Origin of the sequence: Flavobacterium calami (assembly GCF_038290035.1) — a bacterium.
In the GTDB taxonomy this organism is placed as follows: domain Bacteria; phylum Bacteroidota; class Bacteroidia; order Flavobacteriales; family Flavobacteriaceae; genus Flavobacterium; species Flavobacterium calami.
The window spans coordinates 119877-140136 of sequence record NZ_JBBYHS010000016.1; the positions used below are offsets into that span (position 1 = coordinate 119877).

The following is a 20260-nucleotide window of genomic DNA, read 5'->3' on the forward strand; positions in this document are numbered from 1 at the left end:
ATAAACCTGATTAGGAATATTCAAATCTTCTTTAAAATTTATTCGCAGGAAACATCGATTTTAGTACTGATTATCTAATTAAAAAAAGATCAAACATTCTTAAATATTTGATCTTTTAAAGTACATTTTCATGATATTTTACTGCTTCAAAATACAATTAGTGACCATCAAATTCTTTTCGGTTATAAAAAGCATCATCATCGCTGTCTGACACAATTCGAGATTCATTATCAGGATAATAAGAATTCAACACCCTTCTTTCATAGTTTCTGTCGAAATTATTCTGCAGGTTATATCTGCTTGTTTTTCGAAATGTATCATATCCTATATTATTTGCCATGACAGTCTTTGTATCTTTATTTATACTTACAGAACCAATTGGTATTATGATATGACTATCTCCGTCTTTATATATAAATTCCTTTCCATTATCATTCGCAATAGCATCATGTACCTCAATACGGCTGTCTTCTATTAATTTTTTATCCACATTTACATCCAGATAAACGACGCGCTGCATATCTTTATTCACCCATAGGTTATCAATTTTCCCTATAGTCTGGTTGTCGGCGTCTACTATTTTCCATCCTCTTACATCAGAATAGTTCGAAGCAATTTTATAATCAGAAAGCTCGTCCAGTCTATATAAGTTTCTATCTTTATTTTCCATAAATTTTATTTTAATATTATAAATTTATTTTGTCTTCTAAGCTGATTTACAGAAATGTTAGCTATTTTCGTAATCCTTTTAAAAGAATTAGATTATTTTACTTCTGCTTTTTTTAGGATCAATTTCCTGTAGTATCTGTACTTGTAGTGTTTTCGATTTCTACTGTGTTCTCGCTATGTCCTTCGTTATCTTTTAAATAAACGTAGTAAACAACTGATGCGATTAAAAGTATTGCTACAATCCATGGCCATATTGGCTTCTTTTTTACAATTTTAATTTCTGCCATAACATATTAGTTTTTATTATACATGTTTAACTTCAGAATAAAGGTACAAATGAGGGAGAACTGCCGCAGTATTTAATTTCGGTCATAAGTTATACAATTCCCAGTTTATTGAAGATATCCGGCAAGGTTTTCAACCTGTAGCTATGAATATCTGCAAGGTCACAAAAAAGACCTCGCAGGAACATGAACTGATTTAATTGGTTTGTAAACACGTTCTGTGATGTATTCATCTAACTCAGTTTGAAAAATTATCATAAACAGAAACAGGTATTCCATACAAAAAACATCCTGAAAAAGACATTTTGTGTATGGAATACCTGTAATTATATAAACAGACAAATACGGCTCTTTTCAGAATACCGTATTTATCCAACTAATTCAACCTTTACAGACTTGCTTTTACTTCACCGCAAGTCAGCATATTTTTAGGATAGTAAGGGTTTTTGATTTCCTTACTGTCGCTTGTCCAGACAGCCCCGGTCATTGGGCATACCTGAAGATATAATGTGGCATCTTCAGCTTTAAATTTTGGAGCTAAGTCCCAGAATTTAACTGAAAGTTCCTGAGCAATTTTTCTTTGTTTATTGATGTTTTTTGTTGCTGCTACCTGAGTGGCAAGATCAATAATTTCTTTTCTTTTTGTAGTAGCCTCATTCATTTTTTCAAGGCTCAGCTTTTTAAACTTAAAGTCTTTTAATGAAGCCTTTAACGCATCTGCACTTTTAACAACAGCAAGACTATCTGAAATTATAAGGCCGTTTTTTAAGTTCAGGTAATTTTTTGTGATTTCCTTTTTTTGTGTTTCACGTTTTTCAACCAGATCCGGAGTTACTTCTTCTTTTGATTTCAATTGAGCTTGTCCCAAAGTACTTAAGCAGATGAGTGCTATAACTAATATTCTTTTCATATATCGGTTTTATTTAGTTTTGAAATAATTTTATCAATTTCTATCAGGATACTTTCGAAATGCTCTTTATTAAGTCCTGTTGATGTATTCATTAATTTGGTAACATCAGTTCTTAATTTTACTAAATGCTGCTTTCCATACAACCTGACATCACTGCGTTGTGCTGTGTTCAAAGCTCTGTTGCCCTCTGCTTCTTTAGGCAGTAATAACAAGTAAAGTTTATCAACATAGCTGCGCTGCAAAGCTCTTCTGTAATAATCCTGTTTTGCATCACCTGTAAAGTTTACCCATACTGTTTTTTGCACATCGTTTAAAAACTCAGGAACGGTGTAAGCTCCTTCAAACTGCATCGATTTAAGACTGATATTATAAAGTATACCTGAACTCAGCAATATATTTAATACCTGATTCTGCTGATCTGAAATCTGTTCCTCTGTTTTTAAAGAAATAAGCTGATCAATATTTTGCGGATACATCCAAAGAGGTGCTACAAACAATTGTCTTCCTACATAGTCGATAGCTGCTTTTACTTTTGCTTTTGGAACAGGCTGGTTTACGATACCTTTTTCATCAACAGTTCTTTTAGTGATATAATTATTACCAATATATTTCAGCACATGATATAAGTACCTTGAATATTGTCCTACGACTGCTTTATGCATCTCTTCCAAATTGTTATAAGCATCGTTTGGTTCGTAAGTCCATTGTACAAGATTTGGTACTACACGTTTTAAGTTTTTGATTCCGTAATCGCTGGCAAGTACTGCATCATCACCCAAATCTTCTGACTGGCTGCGCGGATCTTCGTCTTTACCTTCGCCACCAAACCATAATTTAGGATTCGCAGTCAGACTGTCTGTAGTCATTTTGCTAAGTATTTTTTCTTCCTCAAACTCATCTTTAGCGTTTGGAAGATAGCTGTAGCCCCATTTAACTGCCCATTTATCGTACATTCCGATACGAGGGTAAATTCCCACCGGATCAATATTATCTTCTGGCTGTGCCACATAATTAAAGCGTGCATAATCCATGATAGAAACGGTATGACCATTTGCTTCAACCCAGTTTTTATCACGAAGTTTTTCTACCGGAGTAGCACTGCTCGCTCCCATGTTGTGACGCAAACCAATTGTATGTCCGATTTCATGAGAAGAAACAAAACGGATTAACTGCCCCATTAACTCATCATCCAACTGCATTTTTCTGGCTCTCGGATCTAAAGGCCCTGCCTGAATCATGTACCATTTTTGTACTAATTTCATCACATTATGATACCAGCCTACGTGGCTCTCCATAATTTCCCCGCTTCTCGGATCACTAATTCTCGGACCGTAAGCATTTGGTGTTTCAGAAGCCAGATATCGTACTACAGAATACCTTGCATCTTCCAGACTCATTGTTTTATCATCTTCCGGCCATTCTTTTCCCACAATGGCATTTTTAAAACCTGCAGCTTCAAAAGCTTTCTGCCAGTCATTGATTCCTGCAATTAAGTATGGTCTCCATTTTTTTGGCGTAGCCGGGTCAATATAATAAACGATTTGTTTTTTTGGTTCAACCAGTTCACCTCTTAAGTATTTCTTGATGTCTTTGTCTTTGGGTTCCAGACGGTAACGCTGAATAATAAATTTTTTCTCAGCACGTTGCTTGTCGTCATCAAACAAAACATATTTATTGGCAAAATAGCCTACTCTTTCGTCTGCAAAACGTTTGCGCATCGGCGTTTTTGGAAGCAATACGATCGACGTATTTAACCTTAATGTCACGGTTCCGCTGCTCGCCGTAGAGCTTGTGTACGTTCGTGTTGATTTTACTTCAATATTAATCGGATAAGTATCTATACTTTCAATAAAAGATTTATCATCAGCAAGAGCTGTTAATTTTTTTTCTGTTTTCTCTTTGCTTTCCAGAGAGAACATGGCATTGTCTTTTTTGAAAGCATCTGTTACATCAATAACAACATATCCATTATCCGGATTGGTTGTTTTTATTGGAAAAGCTGCCACAATTGGATTTTCGTTACTGCCAGCCAATGCTTTTGCCAGCATAGAGTCTGGATTACGCACATCCTGTCTGTATTGTAATGATCTTAAAAAAACGGTATTATTAGACCCTTTTTCAAAGTAAATAGTCTGTTCATTCGCTTTTTCGCCACCAAAAACTCCCATACCTTCAGGCGTAGAAAGATAACGGGTTACTACCAGCATATATCTGTTGAACAAACTGTCGGGAACCTGAAAATAGTATTTCGTATCTACCTGACTTACTGTAAAAAGACCTGTTTTGCTTTTGGCTTTGTCGGTAATTACTTTGTTGTAAGCCTGCATTCCTTTCGGCTGTGTACTTGTACTGGTACTATCTGCTTTTTTTTCTGCAGTGTTTTGAGAAAAACCATGCTGCTGCGTGGCCAGCAGCATGATTAAAATTATAAATAATTTATTCATCAGGATTAAAATGGGACTTTTTCGTCTGTGTTTAATGTAAGTTTTGGATTTTTCATCATAACTGATAAAGGAAACGGAATAATATATAATCTTGAGTTAGGTAATAAAGTATACGTTTTTTGAGGAACTGTCTTATTCACGATTGGAAATACTCTTGTAATCGTTTTTGCATATTCAGTTTCAGTATTTAACCTCTTAAGATCAAAAAAACGATTAAAACCTAAAAGTAATTCTTTTCTGCGTTCATTTATAACAAGTCCCATGGTTTCTTTTCGGGTAGCCGGAACAGTTAAATTTACAGTTCCTGATAAAATACGTTTTGCTCTTAATGTATTTAAAATATCAACCGCTTCTGTAAGCTTATCTTCTCTGGCATAACATTCTGCCAGCATCAAATATACCTCTGTAGTTTTCATTCCAACAGTAGGATAAAAGAATCTTGTATATACAGTAGCCCAATACGCTGTATTTGATCCCTGATCCAGATTTGTTGTACTGGTTGTATTAAAAAACAAATTAAAACGTGCATCATTTGTACCAAATAAAGTTCTCAGCTCGGGGCTTATGATATTTTGATATGCAAAATTCATCTCATTATAACCTGTCATATACTGGTAGCTTAGTACTTCTATATTATTTGCTGCCGGTACAGAAAGTACATTTGGTCCTCCTTGTGCACTGTAAGCAACCAGGTCAAATATTTTATTATTATAACTTAGTGATTTTTCGGCAGCCTCTTTTGCAAGAGCAATTTCACGTTTAAATAAATGAACTTTTGCTTTGAAAGCATAAGCAAATGCCAGAGACGGGTGGTATACATCACGTGGTTTTTCCTGAAGATACGGCAATGCATCTTCAATATCTTTTTGAATAAAATCGTAAACCTGCGCAACAGTAGATTTTGATGGCTGCGCCTCTAAATCGAATTTATCCATAATGCAAATACCTCCATCAGTAGCAGCAGTTTGCGGGTCATATCCTTTTGCATAGTGGTTTACTAATAAAAAGTGATCGTATGCCCTGTTAATTTTGGCTTCTGCTTTTGCTAATTGTTTGGTACTAGCTTCTCCCTTACTGTCATCAACTAATGTAATAATGGTATTCCATCTGTTGATATAGGTATAAGCCTGATTATAAAAACTTGAATTGTTTATTAAAGAAACCCTATCCGTAGTCTCGTCAAAAGTAAAATTGATCGTATTGATATTAGGCGTTACTCCTATTACATTCGATTCTTTCATCCATTGATCATCAACCAGATACTGAAAGTTATTTATGGGATAACCTCTGTTTGGCAAAGACACCATTTCATAAAATTGATCTGCAGTTTCTACTACTAAAGCTCCTTTAGGGGTAAGATCTGTATATTCTTCGCAGGCCGCTACAGTTAGCAGGATTAGCGATAGTATTATGGTATGTAAATGTTTCATTTTTTTAAAGGGTTAGATTAAAACCAAATAAGTACGTTTTAGGCAATGGTAAATTACGTATGCCTGAGTTCGCAGAATAAACTTCCGGATCAATACGGTTTCCGGCTGCACTCCAATACCAGATATTGTTTACCTGGAAAGTAAATTTAGCAGATTCCATTTTGATTTTGTTGGCAAAAGATTTTGGAAGGCTGTAACCTAATGAAATATTTCTAAGTTTAATATAATCTCCATCTACAACATTTACATCCGAATTTCTCCACTGGCTACTGATTGTTCCTGCATAACTCCTCACATTTTCTGCTAAATCTACATATAAACGTGTATTGTCATTTGGATTTGCATCTGTATAACGATCGGCAATACCTGAAAGATTTACTGCATCAGTACTCATATCTATAGTTTCTTTACGCATTACGTTACCTCCTGAGAAAATAAACATCATATTCAAATCGAATCCTTTATATGAGAATCGCTGTGAAAGTGAACCTGTGTAAGTTGGGGCTAAACTTCCCATTTTTACAAGAGCATTCGGATTACTAACTGTTTTTATACTTGTTGATATCGGATTTCCATTAGCATCAAAAGTGATTGACGGATTTCCGTTTTCATCCAGAACATAAGGGTATCCATTGGTTGTACCTCCATATTTATAAGCATAAAGAGTATTGAAAACATCTCCTTCAAAAAAGTAATTTGTTGGAGAACTAACATACACTGATGAAGTTGATTGTGCTCTGGTAACTTTGTCAATCGTAGTTTTGTTGTAACCAAAAACCACATTAGTATTAATACGGAAATTACCATTATTATACCATTCAGAACCAACAGTAAATTCAACCCCTCTGTTCAGTAAAGCTCCTGCGTTGATTCTTCTGCTTGTTGCTCCAACAGTAGGATCTAAATCGGTTGTTGCCAATAAATCACTGCTCAGTTTGCGATACACATCAATGCTCCCTGTTAGTTTATGTCCTAATACAGTATAATCTAAACCTAAGTTAGTAGTTTGTGTTTTTTCCCATCTCAACATTGGATTAGGCTGTGAAGAAATACTTATGTATTGTAAAGACTGATATAAGTTATCATTTTTTCTCGTAGCAGTTACGTACGGAGTTGTGCTTTGATCGATATTTCCGCTCACACCATAAGTTGCTCTGAATTTAAGCATGTTAACCCATTTCACATCTTTCATAAAGTCTTCATTACTAATGTTCCATCCTAAACCTGCTGACCACAATGGACGGTTTTTATATTTAGAATCTACTCCAAATAAATCTGCACGATCCACACGGTAACTTCCTGTAACGTTATATTTAGATAAATAAGTATAACCTGCTGTACTAAAAACAGAAAAATAATGATGTAAAACTTCTGTCTGTGTTCTTGAAATAGCGGCTAAAGTCGCATTATTTCCATAGATATAACTTGGAACTCCTGTTTGACTTAATGCAAGGTTATTCAAAGTTGCTGAAGTAAGTGTAACCGGGTCATAACCGTATCGCAACTGCTCAATACCTCTTGGAACAAAAGTTTCGCGCATCTCAAAACCGGCTATAGCGTTTACCGAATGTTTCCCTTCACTAAAGTCCTGGTTAAAATCTAATTGGTTTCTAAATGAATAATTGCTTGCCTGACTGCTCCATTGTTTGTAACGCCCTCCTGCAGAAAAACCGTCAACATAAGTGTAAACATTTGTAGTAGGATTATATCCGGTTAAGGCATTAATAGCATAACGCATTTTATAAGAGTCCACAGCATAATACTGCTCGTTATCATTTTTTCTTAATTCGTACTGAAATTGTGTATTAAAGCTTAAACCTTTCCAGATTTTGGCACGAATGTTTGCAAAAGTTCTTAAACTTAAAGAGTTTTCATGTGTAATGCCTTCGTTAAGAGCATCTAGTACATTAAAGTTTACTGATTTGAAACCACTTAAACTGTTGATTTTTGCAGCCATAGCTGGATTAAGAACACTGCTTCCTGTAAAACCATCTCTTATTCCAACAAATGGTGATATTACAAGATCTCCGTTGTCATCAGTAATACGCTCGTATCTTTTTTGGATATCATAATTACCAAAATCAGAATCAGTAACATCGTCATTCGTATAAGTTGAGTTTAATCCAAAAGTAGCACTTAACCAGTTGTTGATCTGAAAACTGCTCTTTGCATAAAGATTAAACGACTGACTGGTGTTGTTTACGATACGATTATCTGCAGCGTCATAATTTAACGACACATAAGTGTTTTGTTTGCTCGTACTTCCTGAAAACGCTACATTATAACGTTGTCTGAATTCGTTTTGCCATACATTATCACGATAATCTTTTATGTAATCGTTTTTTCTCCATTGAGCGATAGTAGTATCATAATCTGCACTACTAACTTTCCCGTCTTCCAAATCTCTGTTTAGCTGGTATAAAGGGCTGTAATATTTTGGGCTGCTGGTTCCAATATCTCCGTAAGCGTTGAACATCGTAGTTGTATTGGCAAATCTGGCTCTTTCTCTGTTATATACTGCTTGTTCAAAGTCAATAATATCACTGGTAGAAGCGTAATTCATATCTTTAAGATTTGGTTTGGTACCAATAAAGAAATCAGAATTTATGCTCACTTTTAACTTACCGTTTCCTTTTTTGGTAGTCAAAACAATAATACCATTTGCAGCTCTTGAACCATAAATAGAACCGGCTGCGGCATCTTTAAGAACGTTTACACTTTCAATATCATAAGGATTAATCTGGTCAAGGGTCAATTCGGTTGGCAGACCGTCAATAACCAAAAGCGGACTATACCCTACTTCTGCAACAGAAAAAGTACCAATACCTCTTAATATAGGTGTATCAGCAGAAGCTCCTGTTGGATTTTTCTGAAACATCAAACCTGCTACACGACCTTCAAGGGCAGAGGCAAGATTGGTATTAATATTTTCATTCAAAACTTTTTCACTCACCTGAGCGATTGCACCTGTAGAATGGCTTCTGGTAAGGGTTTGAAAACCTGTAATCACCACCTCTTTCATGGCAGACACTTTGTCTTCAACAACCAAATTCAATGTACTGCGACCACTGATACCAAACGATTTTTTTTCAATAGTTAACCCCGAACACTCAAGAATACCATCTAAGGGTGCGTTCTCAAAAGAAAAGCTACCGTCAAAATCGGTAATCGTATGCTGATTCGTTCCCGCAATCGTAACGTTTACGCCCGGAAACGGCTCATTTTTACTATTTAATACTTTTCCCTGTATTCTTCCTGATCCGTTTCCCCGTACTTCCTCTTTTGCGGCAGTTACCACAATTGTCTGGTTCGTAATCGAATATTTCAAATTTTGAGAACCAAAGATCTGGTTCAGAGTTTCTTTTAAAGTAGCATTCTTAACATTAATTGTTACTGGACTTGAGTCTTTCAGCAGTTTCTGCGTATAAAAAACTTCATAATTAGCCTGCTTTGCTACTTCTTTTAGCACTTTTTCAAGAGGTGCGTCTTTAAAATTAACAGTTACATTTTGTGCTTGTCCCGTATAGCTGCAAAACAGCATAAAAAGGGCGCTTAACATCCAGAAATGAATGGAAAAATCAATTCCTAAATTTTTTCTGAGTTTTTTGTAAGGTTTTTTTTGTTGTAAATTAAATTTCATACATTTACACTTGGTTTTAGTTAAACAATGGTGAACAACTTATATTTGAACTACTACCTTTTAACAACCAGAAGCATCGCAACTGCCTCTGGTTTTTTAGTTTATAGTTCCCATATAACCGGGTAAATCCAAAATCTTAAGGATATACAATAATTGTTTTTCCTTCGACTTTAAATTTGATATTGCTAAGCTCAAGTACTTTTAATACTTCAGATAAATTTTTATTCATAAACGTACCGCCGTTAAATCTCACATCCGATACATCGCCACGATATTCTACTTTGATTCCGTACCAGCGTTCCAATTGTTTCATTACCGATTTCAAATCGGCATTATCAAATTTAAATCGGCCGTTTTTCCAGGCAATTGCTGATTCGGTATCCACCTGTCGAATTGCAATCCTGTTGAATTTATCAGACACATTTGACTGTTGTCCTGGTTTTAAAACCGCTTTTTGATTTTTATAGGTAACTGCTACGCTTCCTTCCAGCAAAGTAGTTTTTACAATCGGCTCATTATTATAAGCATGTATGTTAAAGTGAGTTCCAAGAACTTCTATAGCCTGATTTTCTGATTTTACGATAAAAGGTTTCTCTTTATTTTTGGCTACTTCAAAATAAGCCTCTCCCTCTAACTCCACCACTCTCTGATCTCCATTAAAGCGCGTTGGATATTTGATAGAGGAAACAGTATTCAGAAATACTTTGGTCCCGTCTGCCAAAACGATATTGTATTGTCCTCCTGTTGGTGTCGAAAGTGTATTGAAAGAATTAGCATCATCTGCCGATACCTCTGCATCCGGATTTATAACATAAGTGATAACTCCGTTTGCATCCATCTTAATAGTAACTTCATCCCCTTCTTTAGCAATTGTATCTTTTGCCGAAATATCAGACAGTACAATTTGCTTTCCGTTCGAAAGTGTTAAAATTCCTCTGGTTCCTCCCGGAGCAATGTCCTTTGGTTTTTCTACTACCTGATGAAGCTGTTGTTCTTTTGGTTTTGCAAAATAAAACACACCTGTACCTAACAACAATGCTATTGAAGCGGCAACGGCTACACGTGGCCAAAGACTGATTACTTTTGGCTCAGTATATAAAGGTAATTTCGATTTTAGATGTTCATAACTATCTTCCAGCTCATATTCACTAAGCTGGCTGTTGCTGTTAGAGGCTTTATGCAAATACCATGCATCCAGTTTATCCTTATCTGTATCAGATAAAGTACCTTCACTGTGTTTTTGCAGCAACATTAAGATTTCAGTTTCATTCATAATTACAACACGAAATTTTGTCCCGTTTTAAGTAAGACAGTTAAAAATGACTTTTGTCATAGATGATGACAAAAAAATATTAAAAAAATATTATCAGATTGTTAAAAAACCAATATGGAATTTTATTTTTATATTTGTTAATGAACACATTACACTAAAATAGAAGTGAAAAATTTAACATAAAATATTTTTAAATTTTACCAAATAAAAACATTCATTAACGATTTTAGCTTCTCTCTTAAGATCTTTAGCGAATTATAAACCTGTTGTTTGGCTGTTTTGTCGGTGATATTCAACTGAAGTGCAATTTCATCGTATGAAAGTTCTTCTACCTTTCTTAAAAGAAAAACTTCACGCATTTTTGCCGGAAGCAAAGCAACTTCTTTCTCAATAATAGCTTCTAATTCTTTTTCTCTCAGATTAGAATCTGCTACCACATAATCGTTTTCAATAAAGTTTGAAATAGAATCAGCATAACGCGAAACCACCTTTTCGTGGGCGATATGATTGAGTATTCTGTTTTTTACAGCCTTATATAAATAGGCAGAAAGAGAACCTGTGACCGTTAATTCCTGGCGTTTGTTCCAGATATAGAGAAAAACTTCCTGAACCACATCGTTGGCTTCATCAGGATTGCCAAGGATTTTATAAGCATGGTTGACCAAAATTCTGGAGTATCTTTCGAAGATTTCTGTATACGCCAACTGATCATCTTGCTTAAGAAGATTTAGTAAAATATGATCAGCATATTTGCTATAAACAGACATTATTTAAAAAAGTGATAATCAGGAAGCAATATTAATCATTTTTTATATCAAAAACTAAAACCGATCCGGTTTGACAAAATTGCCCTGCCTTAATACTCCGTTTGAAATTTCGCGTGTCTTAAAATTACTCATTATATTTACGAAAACAAAAATAATCCATTTAAAAAAAATAGAATTCATAAATGAAAAACCTTCTATTTCATAAATCCTTAATTGTCTTTTTATTTATTATTTGTATAAATAATTTGAATTCTCAGGTAAAATGTAAAATTGATGTAAAATCAAGAATTACCCTATAAATATCCCTTTGGATACGGGTCTGAAATCCATATCCACATTCCATTATAATAATAGTGATTGAGATTCGAATTATTATAACCCATAAATATTAATTCGGGAAAACTTTTTTCAGGAAATTATCGATGTATTGAACAGTTGGTTCAAACCACGGATTAAAAAGACAAAAGGTGTGTGGTGAATTTTCGAACTCATGGACTTCTGAATAAATACCGTTTTGATCCAAAACCTTTCTGAAATCGTCTCGTCCAGCGTGCATTCTGGCAACCGAACTGTTAATAAACAATGTCGGAGGCGTATTGGCACTTACATAACTTAATGGCGAAGCAGCTTCCCAAAGCACAGGGTTTTCTTTTCTTGAATAGCCGGACCAATAAGTCCCTGCAGATATTTTCTTGCTGTCATCCCCCTCTCCTGATTCCGGATGAACAAATGACAAAGTTCCGTCAATATCGACTACAGCATTTACCTGTGATTTTGAATTGGAATTGGTAATAACACCTTCGAAAAGAGGCATATTTCCTGTTGTTCCCATAAAAGCAGCTAATTCACCACCTGCCGAAAAGCCAAGTGATACGATTTGGTTTGGATTGACATTGTATGCTTTTGCATTTTCACGAACCCAGCGGATAGCAGCTTTTAGATCATAAACAGCTGCCGGAAAAAGTGCTTCGGTCGAAAGACGATATTCAGGCGTAAAACATACATAACCTAAACTCGCCAGCTTTTGTGCCAGCTGATGGTGCTGCTGTCTGTTTCCCGAACGCCAGCCACCACCATGAATGATGATGATTGCCGTTTGGGTTTTCTTTTCATTTTTAGAAAAAAAAGCATCAAGCCTCATCTTACGCTTTCCATAAGAACAGTACACAATATCATTTTTTTGTTTTACAAAATCAAAATGCATTTCCGGAACCATGGTAATATTTGGAAAATTTTTCTGTGTTTTTTTGAAAGCTGTATATGTAGCAAAAGAAGTGTCTCTTACATTTGTTACACCTTCAAGGTGTTGTGCATTTAAACTTTGAAAAAAAATTAGCAGAAAAAACATTATTTTCAGGCTTTTACTTTTATAAAACTTTTGTGCTATTCTCATCATTATTATTAATCAGTTATTATTATATATTTTTAGATGCTGTACCAAAGCCTATTAAAGATATCTGTTCGTTTTTTCCGTACCAAGAATACACTTTCCGTTTACTATTTCAGCTAAATTTATTTTCGAATTTCCGTCATGCCCAAAAACAAAGATAAGTTATTTTGTAAATCATAAAATATCACTCAGATTACATTTCCTTGTGAAGACAAAATAATTATATCCAGACCAAAAAGCATTTTACAACCTCTTACCAGTACAAGAAACTACAAAATTTTAAAATCAGAAGCCGATAAAAAATTCATCTCTTCTTTTGTCATGAAAAAAAACTGAATGGTGCATTTATCAAATGGAAGAAAAAATATTTCCGAAACTGGAAAAAGAAAAATATTTCCGATGTGATTTATAAGTATGGAAAACATTAAAGGAAAGAGAATCAAAACCGCTGCAGACCATTGAAAGAAAGTAGTCTTTTGAATTTAAAAATAAGGTAAAAAAAAGCCCTACGAATTTTTTCGAGGGCTGCTAAAAACGGTAATTCTTAAAGTAATTTTTAACTCATAAAAGAAAAATAATTTATTTAAAAATAGTTACAGTATCTGTAAGCTGTGCCTTACTGATAAAGGCATTTATAAAATTCTGAACCTCAGTTCTGTTTTCAACAGACGTTTCAAATGAATTCATGTGGAATTCATCATCGTAATCGTTGATGTGTATTATTTCGGTATAGCCATTAGAAATTAAACTGCCCTTCAACTTTATTACATTCAATTGCTGTTGGCCGTTCAACTCTTTTCTGATCTGCAGTTTTATAGCTTTTTCCATATCAGTATTTTTTAAATTATAATTGATAGCACTACCTCATAAAATTAGAAAATTAATACACTAAAAAAAAAAAATTAACATCAAGTCAATCAACAATTTATCAACATTCTTAAAATTAATCCAAAAACTACGAATACAATTATTTTTGATGGTAAATTATCAATTTATATTAAAAAAAATCAGAATTACTGCTTTATTTTTGTAATACTCCAACTACAATATTATAAAAAACAGTAACAATAGCAAGGGCTTTTTTTTGTACTACAGCCTTCCAACATTAAAAAAAAATATTCAGACATGGTAATTATGTAAGAATTATTCGGAATAGTATAAACACGTTAATATATTCATAGTTTAATTTTAACATAAACCACTAATAATCAATGTCATGAACAACTCAACAAACTCAACAGCCCAAAAAAATGATGATTTACGAATCAACATTAGCCAAATGTATGAATTACAGTATTGGTCGCAAAAACTCAGTGTAACTACGGTAGAATTAAGACAAGCTGTAAAAGCCGTAGGTTATAATCTTAATGAGATTACAACGTATCTCACAAAAAAACAGCAGCCTACCGCATAAATCACCTGCCTTAGAAAATGGTCTCTACACGTACATTGATAAAATGAGACCCCGATTAATCTTACAATAAATCCTGAAAAAAAGCTGTATTTAAAAACAGTCGGTTTTTTTCAGGATTTATTTTATTTATGAAACAATATCTTTTATTGAATCCACTGTGCATTTTTTATGAAAAGTTTTAAAAGTTTTGCACTAAAACAAACGACACACAATTTTAACTTTATTTGAAACAAAACGTACTTAAAATTCCTGATTTTAGGAATCCATATTTTTTTTGCATTGAAAAAAATAATACACAAAATACTACTAATTAATCATTTACAATTATTAAATTTGAATACACCTGAAATAATAATAGGTAAATAGTGCAGGTATATCTTAAGGTTACAGCTCAAAACAACACATCATTATTTATTAAGAACTATTTGATTTTTACGACACAATCTTTATTCAATCAGTATGGAAAAAAATACACTAATTCAGACCGATGCCTGGGAAATTGCCTTATTGCTTTTTATATTAATGTTAATTTCTATATTTATAGGAATTAAAACCGGAAATTTTGTCCGCAAAAGAAAACCAGCAAAAGAAAAATCGAGTGAGACATCGTCTCTCATTGCCTTACTTTTTTTCTTATTGGCTTTTACATTCGGAATGAGCAGCGACCGTTACGATTCGAGAAGAAAAATTGTCATAGAAGAAGCAAATGACATAGGTACAGCGATATTAAGAAGCGATTTATACCCTGATTCGACAAGAACATTATTTCGTAAGGATTTTAAAGATTATGTAGAAGCCCGAATCGATTATTACGAAAGTGGCCCAAATATTAAAGGCATTCTAAAAGCCGACAGCCTCACTCAGGTAATTTCGGCAAAACTGTGGAAAAGAGCCAGTGACTTATCCAAAGATCCTTCTAATTTGGCAGCTACTCAACAGATGATTCCCGCATTGAACACTATGATTGATGTCACAACTTCACGACTTTCGGGAGAGAAAGCAAAAGTTCCGCAAAGCATCCTCATAATGTTATTTTTTCTGTCTGTAATAATTGCCTTTTACAGTGGTTATTCAGACGGACGAAATGGCCGGGCTGACTGGCTAGTCCAAATTGGATTTTGTCTATTGGTTTCTTTAGTAATTTTATTTACTTTAGATTTAGACAGACCCCGAAGAGGTTTTATAAATCTGGACATGCCCAACCAGACCATAATCGATTTGAGAAAAAAACTTTGAATAACTTATTTTTTATCTTCATTATTCAGTTTATCATCAAAATCCGGTTCTTTGCCTTTAAACTTTTTTGTATCGGCATCATAATTTTCATCATTAGTTAAAACTTCATCGTGATCCTGATACTGGTGCTTCCTTGTATCGGTACGATGATCAGAACTTCTGTTCTTTTTTTTCGGAGTTTGATTATTAGTGTCCATAATTTAAAGTTTTAAATGTTTTTACTAAAATTACCCGAAATATGGGTCGGTTTTTTACACAATCATTTCAAAAAATTATAAAATACACTGTAGATTTGTTTGAGGAATGAAACGCGTGACTGATTAAAATGTATATGAAAAAATTGAATGGATTTAACGTAAGAACTTATGCTATCTGCGAGAATGACAATAAAATTTTAGCTCTTTATGAATACCACAAAGGCAAAATTTTCTGCAAACTTCCGGGCGGCGGTGTAGAATTTGGCGAAGGCGTACTGGACTGCCTCCACAGGGAATTCTCAGAAGAACTAAATGTCAAAATTGAAATCATTGAGCATTTATATACCCAGGAATATTTTGTAGAATCCATTATTGATGATGGAAGACAATTGCTGTTGATTTTCTACGTCGTAAAAATTATTAATATTGAGGATATGATTGTAAACAGTCCCGATATTAATCGTTTTGAGTGGATTGATTTAGATACCGATCCTTTTGTATTGCCGGTAGACAAAATTGCTTTTAACAAATACAAAGAAAAGTTTGGATTTATAAACAGTTAAAATTTAATCTTAAAACCCGTTGGTGAAATTAAAATAAGTGTCAGGCTGAGCGGAATCGAAGACCATTTGAGTTCTTAAGCCTTCGATTCCGCTCAGCCTGACCTCAATTCTTTACGTTATAAATGATGTTTTACTTGCTATTTTATACTTTTAATTCATTTTTAAATCAATTTCAACCAACTGGTTCTTAAACTTCATTTATAAAATATCTCTCGTCCAAAAATCTTTTGGAGCTTTCGTCTTTAAAGATCTTTCTGTACATTTGACATCAATCTGTACCCGTTAAAAAACATTTTTCTGTATCTGTATCTAAGCACCTAATTGCTTTAATTTTACTAAAAAAAAAGCAGTTATGAAATCACAAACACCAAAAGAAAAACTAAAATTTAGCGAAGTATTTATATCTGATATAAAAATCCTGAAAGACATTTTCAATCAGGTCACAGATGCTAATTCGGTAGATCAGAAATCTTTTGGAGTCCCTTTTTTGCTGGCTAAGAAAAAAGATAAAATAATTGCTTTCGCAAGTTTAATTGTTGACAAAAACAATAAAATCAGTTTTGTCGTTTACCACAATGGAATCCATGATGATGATAAAACAGATTTTAATCAATACGCGTCTAATTTTTTAAAGAAAAAGAAAGAAGCAACTTTTAATAATGCCGAACTGCTGATAAAAAATGCAGCACGCATAACCCAGTGGCTTAATTTTTAAGCGCATAACCAAAAGCAAAATGAAGAACAATGAAACATTATATTTAAAAATTGCCAAAATCATTGAAGATCAGATTCATCATGAAACTCTGGTAATGGGAGACAAACTGCCTTCGGTACGCAGTGCGCAGAAGCTTTATAATGTGAGTTTGAACACTATTAAACAGGCTTATCTGGAATTAGAAAGCCGTTCTCTGATAGAATCACGTCCGAAAACGGGTTATTATGTGAGTAAAAGTGCTCTGAGAAGCATGGCGCTCCCCACAATTGCCAATATAAACCATTTTGAATCAAAAAATACGCCTGAGGATTTGATTGATAAGGTTTTTGGCACCATCAGCAAATCAGATGTAACGCAATTTGCTCTTGGTATTCCGGGCAGTAATTTTCTGCCTATTGCCAAACTAAATAAAGGAATTATGAACGCTGTTCGTATTCGAAGCGATGCCGGAACTGCTTATGAACCGGTTCAGGGTACTGAAGAACTTCGGCGTGCGATTGCAAAATGGGCACTTGTAATGGAGAGGAAAATTACCGAAGATGATCTTGTGATTACCTCCGGTGCTATGAGTGCTATTTACAACGCTCTCATGGCAACTACTTCTCCCGGCGATAGTGTGGCGGTAGAAAGTCCAGCCTATTTCGGAATTCTTCAGGCGATTAAAATGCTGGGGCTAAAAGCCGTTGAGATACCAACTCATCCTTTGTATGGCTTAGATCTTGATGCTTTAAAAAAGGTAATGCCCGAAATTGCAGCCTGCTGTTTTGTGAGCAATTTTAATAATCCGATGGGTTTTCAAATGCCTGATGAGAATAAAAGAGAACTCGTCAGAATGATAACAGCTTATAATATTCCCTTGATTGAAGATGATATTTACGGAAACCTATATTTTGGTGCCGAACGCCCAAAACCCTGCAAATTTTATGATGAAGCTGGTCTGGTATTATGGATTGGATCTGTTTCGAAAACACTGGCACCCGGATACAGAGTCGGATGGATTGCTCCCGGAAAATTTAAAGACAAAATAATACGTCAAAAACTGGTTCAGACGGTCTGCAATTCTTCTTTATATTCTGATGTGATTACAGATTTCTTAGAGCACGGACGTTATGACCACCATCTTAGAACATTTCGCAATAAACTTTATTCGAATTACCTTCAGATCAACCGTGCTGTCGAATCTTATTTCCCCGATAGCACCAAAATATCACAGCCAAAAGGAGGTTTCATGTTATGGCTGGAACTGGATGAAAGAATATCGACCACAGATTTGCACCATACAGCTCTGGCTCAGAAAATCAATTTTGCACCCGGCAGAATTTTTTCGCAGCACAACCAATACAACAACTGCATGAGACTGACGTATGCGCTGGAATGGAATGAACGTGTAGAAAATGATTTAAAAAAATTAGGGCGATTAGCCAAAAACAGTATATAATTTACAATATGAATAATGATTTAATACAAATAGTAACCTACAATCCTAAATACAAAAAATCTTTTAAAGACCTCAATACAGAATGGATTTCACATTATTTTGAAATTGAACCCAGTGATCTTAAAGCCCTGGATCACCCAAAGGAATATATTATCGACAAAGGAGGCGAAATTTTTACTGCAATATCCGACGATGAAGTTATGGGTGTCTGCGCACTGCTGAAAAGCGACAATAAAGATTTTGATTACGAATTGGTAAAAATGGCTGTAAGCCCCAAAGCACAAGGAAAAGGAATCGGACAGTTACTAGCCAGATCTGCTATAAAGTGGGCTATTGAAAGAGGGGCTTCAAAAATTTATCTGGAAAGCAGTACCAAACTTAAAACCGCCATTAAGTTATATGAAAAATTGGGTTTTAAGGAGATAAAAGGTGTGCCTTCACCCTACAAAAGAGCGGATATTCAAATGCTTCTTGATATTAATTCTTAGTTTTTTATTAAAAGCAAAGCCCTTAAACGGATACTGGTTAGGGTTTTACTTTTGAATTTAGAATTATAAAATAAGTAATTCTTTTCTGAAATGAAATTAGTTATATATTAGCAATTAGAACTAAAGCATGAATTTCAAATAAAGAAGAAAATGATAACACTACCTGGTGAAAATAGCATTTGTAAAGACAAAAATGTTCTTATTGTTTGTAAAGAAAATATAGAAGTTACCTCCGAATTATATTATCTAATTGAAAAATTTTGCGGAATAATTGTCAAAAATATTTCTGAAATCCGGACTCCTTTAGATGATAAAATAATTTATGCCTGCGGAGATATTGAGCAGCTTCAATATGATGGTACTCCTTTGAATATCATTAAGGAACTCTCTGAAAACTTTGAAAACCTAAATGACAAAAACATTCAGTTTACAACACTTGGAAAAGTCCCGGTTGTAATTAGTAATGCCGGAGTCTATTACAGGGATTTATTTAATGACAATGACTATTTCGAAACCATTAAATCAGAGCACGCTTTTCAGTATTTAACGGAATCGAACAAGGAATCCAAAGCGTTAAGAACCGGAATCTATTTAACAGAAATTCAAAAAGAAGAAACCGAAGATAAAAACGACGTCCTGAATTTTCGCCTTTTAAGGTGCTCCAGTAATTTTACAGGACCAACTGACAATTTCAGGACTACTGATCATATTATAATAAATACATTAAATAGTGCGATTCAATATACTTTCGAAAAACAAATAAAACTCAATCATGTTCTGGCGCAAATTTATGAGAATAAATTAAAAAGTGAAGACAATGCAAAAGAAGTAAAATCGAAAATAAAAGCACATTCGGACAAAACAAAGGATATGCCAAAAGATGGCATTATTGCCTTTTGCACCTTCTATGACAAATCTAATTTTAACCAGCTGACCCAATCAAAAACAGACCGATATGACTGGTGTTATAAAAAATCGAGCGGATTTACCCGACTTCATTTCAAATTAAAAAGTACGGTCAGTGATTCTACTTTAGAAAAAGAATTCAGTGTCACATTATATCCAAATTCTGCTTTTTTAATACCGCTTTCTACAAACAGATTGTATACTCATGAAATTAAACCTTCTGTGTTAAATGTTGATCAAATTCCGATTAGGATGGGTTATGTGGCACGTTGTTCTAATTTAGAAGCTGTTTATATGAACAATCAGACTTTCATTAAAGAAAACGGTGAATTGATTAAACTTGAGCAAATGACTTCAGAAACTATGGTTGATTTAAGAAACACCTATTATGAAGAAAACATTAGCGAAAAGAACGTAGAATATGGGAAAATTCATTTTAGTATGAACTCCGGTGATTATGAAAAACCAATATACTAATCTGGCAGAATAATTAAAT

The 20260-nt window shown here is 34.1% G+C and carries 18 protein-coding genes; 7 read left to right on the forward strand and 11 right to left on the reverse strand.

Annotated features, from left to right (window positions below):
* Positions 1–157: 157 nt before the first annotated feature.
* From AAEO57_RS15665 to AAEO57_RS15710, 10 genes are all read right to left on the reverse strand, one after another.
* A complete protein-coding gene (locus AAEO57_RS15665; RefSeq protein WP_341693970.1) occupies positions 158–670 on the reverse strand; it encodes a PRC-barrel domain-containing protein in 513 nt (170 codons plus the stop codon).
* A 118-nt stretch (positions 671–788) separates the two neighbouring features.
* Positions 789–956, reverse strand: a complete 168-nt coding sequence (locus tag AAEO57_RS15670; protein ID WP_341693971.1) for a hypothetical protein — start codon at positions 954–956, stop codon at positions 789–791.
* A 385-nt stretch (positions 957–1341) separates the two neighbouring features.
* Positions 1342–1863 (reverse strand): DUF3347 domain-containing protein, encoded by a 522-nt coding sequence (locus AAEO57_RS15675; protein WP_341693972.1) that lies wholly within the window; start codon positions 1861–1863, stop codon positions 1342–1344.
* A complete protein-coding gene (locus AAEO57_RS15680; protein WP_341693973.1) occupies positions 1860–4307 on the reverse strand; it encodes a zinc-dependent metalloprotease in 2448 nt (815 codons plus the stop codon). Before AAEO57_RS15680 ends, AAEO57_RS15675 begins: the two co-directional genes overlap by 4 nt.
* A 5-nt stretch (positions 4308–4312) precedes the next feature.
* Positions 4313–5737 carry a RagB/SusD family nutrient uptake outer membrane protein gene (locus AAEO57_RS15685; RefSeq protein WP_341693974.1) on the reverse strand — a complete coding sequence of 475 codons (1425 nt, stop codon included), beginning with the start codon at positions 5735–5737 and terminating at the stop codon, positions 4313–4315.
* A 4-nt stretch (positions 5738–5741) separates the two neighbouring features.
* The gene (locus tag AAEO57_RS15690; RefSeq protein WP_341693975.1) at positions 5742–9377 is read right to left on the reverse strand and encodes a SusC/RagA family TonB-linked outer membrane protein; all 3636 of its coding nucleotides are present in this window, start codon (positions 9375–9377) and stop codon (positions 5742–5744) included.
* A 136-nt stretch (positions 9378–9513) separates the two neighbouring features.
* Complete coding sequence (locus AAEO57_RS15695) at positions 9514–10650, reverse strand: FecR family protein (protein WP_341693976.1); 1137 nt, start codon at positions 10648–10650, stop codon at positions 9514–9516.
* Between the two features lie 197 nt (positions 10651–10847).
* Positions 10848–11417, reverse strand: a complete 570-nt coding sequence (locus tag AAEO57_RS15700; protein WP_341693977.1) for an RNA polymerase sigma factor — start codon at positions 11415–11417, stop codon at positions 10848–10850.
* Between the two features lie 388 nt (positions 11418–11805).
* Positions 11806–12765, reverse strand: coding sequence for an alpha/beta hydrolase fold domain-containing protein (locus tag AAEO57_RS15705; protein ID WP_341693978.1), 960 nt, complete (start codon positions 12763–12765; stop codon positions 11806–11808).
* Positions 12766–13386: 621 nt separating this feature from the next.
* Entirely contained in the window at positions 13387–13635 is a 249-nt protein-coding gene (locus AAEO57_RS15710) for a hypothetical protein (protein ID WP_341693979.1), read from the reverse strand.
* Positions 13636–14023: 388 nt separating this feature from the next.
* On the opposite strand from AAEO57_RS15710, the gene AAEO57_RS15715 reads away from it, so the two are divergent.
* On the forward strand, positions 14024–14221 hold the full coding sequence (locus tag AAEO57_RS15715; RefSeq protein WP_341693980.1) for a DUF3606 domain-containing protein: 198 nt from the start codon (positions 14024–14026) through the stop codon (positions 14219–14221).
* 459 nt (positions 14222–14680) lie between these two features.
* A complete protein-coding gene (locus tag AAEO57_RS15720) occupies positions 14681–15457 on the forward strand; it encodes a bestrophin-like domain (RefSeq protein WP_341693981.1) in 777 nt (258 codons plus the stop codon).
* Between the two features lie 5 nt (positions 15458–15462).
* Here AAEO57_RS15720 and AAEO57_RS15725 read toward each other — a convergent pair whose 3' ends face one another.
* Positions 15463–15654 (reverse strand): hypothetical protein, encoded by a 192-nt coding sequence (locus AAEO57_RS15725; protein WP_341693982.1) that lies wholly within the window; start codon positions 15652–15654, stop codon positions 15463–15465.
* A 134-nt stretch (positions 15655–15788) separates the two neighbouring features.
* Here AAEO57_RS15725 and AAEO57_RS15730 point away from each other — a divergent pair, with 134 nt between their 5' ends.
* From AAEO57_RS15730 to AAEO57_RS15750, 5 genes are all read left to right on the forward strand, one after another.
* Positions 15789–16217 (forward strand): NUDIX domain-containing protein, encoded by a 429-nt coding sequence (locus AAEO57_RS15730; protein ID WP_341693983.1) that lies wholly within the window; start codon positions 15789–15791, stop codon positions 16215–16217.
* Between the two features lie 352 nt (positions 16218–16569).
* Complete coding sequence (locus AAEO57_RS15735; protein WP_341693984.1) at positions 16570–16932, forward strand: hypothetical protein; 363 nt, start codon at positions 16570–16572, stop codon at positions 16930–16932.
* A gap of 19 nt (positions 16933–16951) precedes the next feature.
* Positions 16952–18370 carry an aminotransferase-like domain-containing protein gene (locus AAEO57_RS15740; RefSeq protein ID WP_341693985.1) on the forward strand — a complete coding sequence of 473 codons (1419 nt, stop codon included), beginning with the start codon at positions 16952–16954 and terminating at the stop codon, positions 18368–18370.
* An 8-nt stretch (positions 18371–18378) separates the two neighbouring features.
* Positions 18379–18858 carry a GNAT family N-acetyltransferase gene (locus AAEO57_RS15745; protein ID WP_341693986.1) on the forward strand — a complete coding sequence of 160 codons (480 nt, stop codon included), beginning with the start codon at positions 18379–18381 and terminating at the stop codon, positions 18856–18858.
* Between the two features lie 150 nt (positions 18859–19008).
* Complete coding sequence (locus tag AAEO57_RS15750; RefSeq protein ID WP_341693987.1) at positions 19009–20241, forward strand: hypothetical protein; 1233 nt, start codon at positions 19009–19011, stop codon at positions 20239–20241.
* Positions 20242–20260 lie beyond the last annotated feature (19 nt).

Bases quoted from the DNA above. Each gene is read 5' to 3' on its own strand.
- AAEO57_RS15665 (WP_341693970.1), bottom strand. From the start codon at position 670: ATGGAAAATAAAGATAGAAACTTATATAGACTGGACGAGCTTTCTGAT.
- AAEO57_RS15670 (WP_341693971.1), bottom strand. From the start codon at position 956: ATGGCAGAAATTAAAATTGTAAAAAAGAAGCCAATATGGCCATGGATT.
- AAEO57_RS15675 (WP_341693972.1), bottom strand. From the start codon at position 1,863: ATGAAAAGAATATTAGTTATAGCACTCATCTGCTTAAGTACTTTGGGA.
- AAEO57_RS15680 (WP_341693973.1), bottom strand. From the start codon at position 4,307: ATGAATAAATTATTTATAATTTTAATCATGCTGCTGGCCACGCAGCAG.
- AAEO57_RS15685 (WP_341693974.1), bottom strand. From the start codon at position 5,737: ATGAAACATTTACATACCATAATACTATCGCTAATCCTGCTAACTGTA.
- AAEO57_RS15690 (WP_341693975.1), bottom strand. From the start codon at position 9,377: ATGAAATTTAATTTACAACAAAAAAAACCTTACAAAAAACTCAGAAAA.
- AAEO57_RS15695 (WP_341693976.1), bottom strand. From the start codon at position 10,650: ATGAATGAAACTGAAATCTTAATGTTGCTGCAAAAACACAGTGAAGGT.
- AAEO57_RS15700 (WP_341693977.1), bottom strand. From the start codon at position 11,417: ATGTCTGTTTATAGCAAATATGCTGATCATATTTTACTAAATCTTCTT.
- AAEO57_RS15705 (WP_341693978.1), bottom strand. From the start codon at position 12,765: ATGTTTTTTCTGCTAATTTTTTTTCAAAGTTTAAATGCACAACACCTT.
- AAEO57_RS15710 (WP_341693979.1), bottom strand. From the start codon at position 13,635: ATGGAAAAAGCTATAAAACTGCAGATCAGAAAAGAGTTGAACGGCCAA.
- AAEO57_RS15715 (WP_341693980.1), top strand. From the start codon at position 14,024: ATGAACAACTCAACAAACTCAACAGCCCAAAAAAATGATGATTTACGA.
- AAEO57_RS15720 (WP_341693981.1), top strand. From the start codon at position 14,681: ATGGAAAAAAATACACTAATTCAGACCGATGCCTGGGAAATTGCCTTA.
- AAEO57_RS15725 (WP_341693982.1), bottom strand. From the start codon at position 15,654: ATGGACACTAATAATCAAACTCCGAAAAAAAAGAACAGAAGTTCTGAT.
- AAEO57_RS15730 (WP_341693983.1), top strand. From the start codon at position 15,789: ATGAAAAAATTGAATGGATTTAACGTAAGAACTTATGCTATCTGCGAG.
- AAEO57_RS15735 (WP_341693984.1), top strand. From the start codon at position 16,570: ATGAAATCACAAACACCAAAAGAAAAACTAAAATTTAGCGAAGTATTT.
- AAEO57_RS15740 (WP_341693985.1), top strand. From the start codon at position 16,952: ATGAAGAACAATGAAACATTATATTTAAAAATTGCCAAAATCATTGAA.
- AAEO57_RS15745 (WP_341693986.1), top strand. From the start codon at position 18,379: ATGAATAATGATTTAATACAAATAGTAACCTACAATCCTAAATACAAA.
- AAEO57_RS15750 (WP_341693987.1), top strand. From the start codon at position 19,009: ATGATAACACTACCTGGTGAAAATAGCATTTGTAAAGACAAAAATGTT.